At 65.7% G+C, this 3196-nt stretch carries 4 protein-coding genes; all 4 read left to right on the top strand.

Annotated elements, in window-relative coordinates; all coding sequences use genetic code 11:
* A partial coding sequence (locus Q7U95_RS04605) for a YicC/YloC family endoribonuclease (RefSeq protein WP_308752247.1) occupies positions 1 to 795 on the top strand: 795 nt, incomplete at its 5' end.
* 3 nt (positions 796 to 798) lie between these two features.
* Positions 799 to 1452 carry a guanylate kinase gene (gene gmk / locus Q7U95_RS04600; RefSeq protein ID WP_308752245.1) on the top strand — a complete coding sequence of 218 codons (654 nt, stop codon included), beginning with the start codon at positions 799 to 801 and terminating at the stop codon, positions 1450 to 1452.
* A complete protein-coding gene (locus tag Q7U95_RS04595; RefSeq protein WP_308752243.1) occupies positions 1449 to 1967 on the top strand; it encodes a gamma carbonic anhydrase family protein in 519 nt (172 codons plus the stop codon). Before gmk ends, Q7U95_RS04595 begins: the two co-directional genes overlap by 4 nt.
* A 282-nt stretch (positions 1968 to 2249) precedes the next feature.
* Positions 2250 to 3196: PEP/pyruvate-binding domain-containing protein (locus Q7U95_RS04590; RefSeq protein WP_308752241.1), on the top strand; the 947-nt coding region annotated here is incomplete at its 3' end.

Below are 3196 nucleotides of genomic sequence, written 5' to 3'. Positions count from 1 at the left end.
GACCTGCGGTTGCGCTTGCCCGAAGGGCTGGATGGGCTGGAAGCCGAATTGCGCAAGCGCGTCGGCGCGCGGATCAGGCGTGGCAGCATCACGATTTCGCTCAAACTCCTGCGCAGCGATGCCGCGGCGGGCGTGCGGCTGAACGCTGCCATGCTGGAGGCCGTGCTGGCCATGCTGTCCGAGGCCGAGACACGCGCCGAGGCGCAGGGTTTCGCCCTGGCGCCGATGACGGCGGCCGATTTGCTGAGCCTGCGCGGAGTGATCGACACCGGCCCGGAAGCCGCCGACCCGGCGCCGCTGATCGCCGCGCTGCTGGGGCAGATCGACACCCTGATCGATGCCTTCGACGACACCCGCCAACGCGAGGGTGCGGCGCTTGAAGCGGTGCTGGACGGGCAGGTGGCGCAGATCGCGCAATTGCAGCAGGCCGCGCGCCGGGCCGCCGAGGCGCGGCGCGGCGATCAGTTCGAAACGCTGCGTGCGGCGCTGGCCAGGCTGACCGAGATTGCACCGAACATTGAGCCGGGGCGGCTGGAGCAGGAACTGGCGCTGATCGCGGTCAAGACCGATATCACCGAGGAACTGGACCGTCTTGAAGCGCATTGCGCCGCGGCGCGCGCCCTTCTGGAAAGCGCCGACCCGGTGGGGCGCAAGCTGGATTTCCTCATGCAGGAATTCAACCGCGAGGCCAACACCCTGTGCGCCAAGTCCCAGCATGGCGAGCTTACGCGGATCGGGCTTGACCTCAAGACGGTGATCGACCAGATGCGCGAGCAGGTACAGAATCTGGAGTAGGGCATGCAGCGGCGCGGGCTACTGATCATCCTGTCCTCGCCCTCGGGTGCGGGAAAATCGACGCTTGCGCGGCGTTTGATGGACTGGGACCCGTCGCTGGCCTTCTCGGTCTCGGCCACCACCCGCGCGCCCCGGCCCGGCGAGGTGGATGGCCAGCACTACCATTTCAAGAGCCGCGCGGAATTCGAGGCGCTGGTGGAGGGGGGCGAGATGCTGGAACATGCCGAGGTGTTCGGCAATTACTACGGCTCACCCAAGGGACCGGTCGAAGCGGCGATGGCCGCCGGGCGTGACACGCTTTTCGATATCGACTGGCAGGGTGGCCAGCAGGTGCGCAACTCCAGCCTGGGCAAGGATGTGGTGTCGGTCTTCGTGTTGCCCCCCTCGATCGCCGAGCTGGAAAAGCGGCTCAGGGGGCGCGCGCAGGACAGCGACAGTGTGATCGCCGGGCGAATGGCGAAATCGCGCGACGAGATCAGCCACTGGGCGGAATACGATTATGTGCTGGTCAACGACGATATCGACACCGCCGCCGAGGCCCTGATCACCATCCTGCGCGCCGAGCGCCTGCGCCGCGAGCGCCAGCCCGGCCTCAATGATTTCGTGCGCGGTCTCAATCAGGAATTCGTGGCCCGCCAGACAGGAGAAGATGCATGATCTACGCCCTCGATGACCTTATCCCGGAACTGGCCGCGGACGCCTGGGTGGCGCCCGATGCCAATGTGATCGGGCGGGTCCGGCTTGGGGCCGGGGCCTCGGTCTGGTTCGGCGCGACGTTGCGCGGCGACAATGAATGGATCACGGTGGGCGAAGGTTCGAACATCCAGGAATCGAGCGTTCTGCATACCGACATGGGCTATCCGCTGAGCATCGGCCGCGATTGCACCATCGGTCACAATGTCATCCTGCACGGCTGCACGATCGGCGACGAAAGCCTGATCGGCATGGGCGCGACGGTGCTCAATGGTGCGAAGATCGGCAGGAACTGCCTGATCGGGGCAGGGGCGCTGATCACCGAGGGCAAGGAAATCCCTGACGGATCGTTGGTCATGGGCAGCCCCGGCAGGGTGGTTCGGACGCTCGATGCCCCTGCGATCGAAAACCTGCGCCGATCCGCGCAGGGCTACCGCGAAAACGCCCGCCGTTTCGCCTCGGGGCTGCGCGCGCTCTGATCACTCGCGGGTTGAAAGCCCGCAAGAGCGCTTGCGTCATGAACCCTGTTTCGAAAAATGCCGTGCAGACGGGTTCTGGCGCATGACGGGAAAAGCGCGCCTGAACCTTTCGATACGATGCTCGGGCGCGCAGGCTGGTAGAGCGCTGCCCTGATGCAGATCAAATCCCATTTGTTGCATCCGCGATAGGATTTTCCACTCGATTCGGCGTTCGCAAACGGGTGGCCTGGACAGTTTCGCCCCGCCATTCGCGACGCATTTCCGGTGCTGCAAGGGGGGAGCATGGCTGAAACCGACATGCAGATCATTCGTTTCGATGACCTTGGGCGAGACGATGTCGCGCGGGTGGGGGGCAAGAACGCTTCGCTGGGCGAGATGGTGCGCCATCTGGGCGCGCGCGGGGTGGAGGTGCCACCGGGGTTTGCGACGACGTCGCACGCCTATTGGCAGTTCGTCGATGCCGGCGGCCTGCGCGCGGTTGTCGCCGGAGCGCTGGAGGCGATGCACACGGGCAAGGCCACGCTGGCGGAAACCGGCCAGACGCTGCGCGCGGCCTTCCTGAAGGCCGACTGGCCCGAGCAAACCGCCGCCGCGATCCGTGCGGAATATGCCGCGCTGTGCAATCGTATCGGACGCAAGGATGCGGATGTTGCCGTGCGCTCATCGGCCACCGCCGAGGATCTGCCGGACGCCAGCTTCGCGGGCCAGCAGGAGACCTTCCTGAACATCCGGGGCGCAGAGGCGCTGCTGGATGCCTGCCGGCGCTGCTATGCCTCGCTTTTTACCGACCGAGCGATCAGTTACCGCGAGGCCAAGGGTTTTGATCATCTGAAGGTTGCCTTGTCGGTTGGCGTTCAGGTCATGGTGCGCTCCGACATCGGCGGCTCGGGGGTGATGTTCTCCATCGATACCGAAACCGGGTTCGAGGGCGTGGTGGTGATCGATGCCGCCTGGGGGCTGGGCGAGACCGTGGTGCAGGGCACCGTGGACCCCGATGAATACCAGGTCTTCAAGCCCTTGCTGGCGCGCGAGGGGGTGGTGCCGATCGTCGAGAAGCGCCTTGGGGGCAAGGCGCACAAGATGATCTATGCGCGCACAGGCGAGGGCACCACGCGCACCGTGCCGACGTCAAGGGCCGAGCGTGCTGGGTTTGTATTGACCGACGCCGAGATCGTGCAGCTTGCCCGCTGGGCCTGCGTGATCGAGGATCATTACGGCTGCCCGATGGA

Source organism: Candidatus Oleimmundimicrobium sp., from assembly GCF_030651595.1.
Lineage (GTDB): Bacteria > Actinomycetota > Aquicultoria > UBA3085 > Oleimmundimicrobiaceae > JAUSCH01.
The sequence above is the reverse complement of the archived record's forward strand: the minus strand, read 5'-3'. Positions and strand labels throughout refer to the sequence as shown.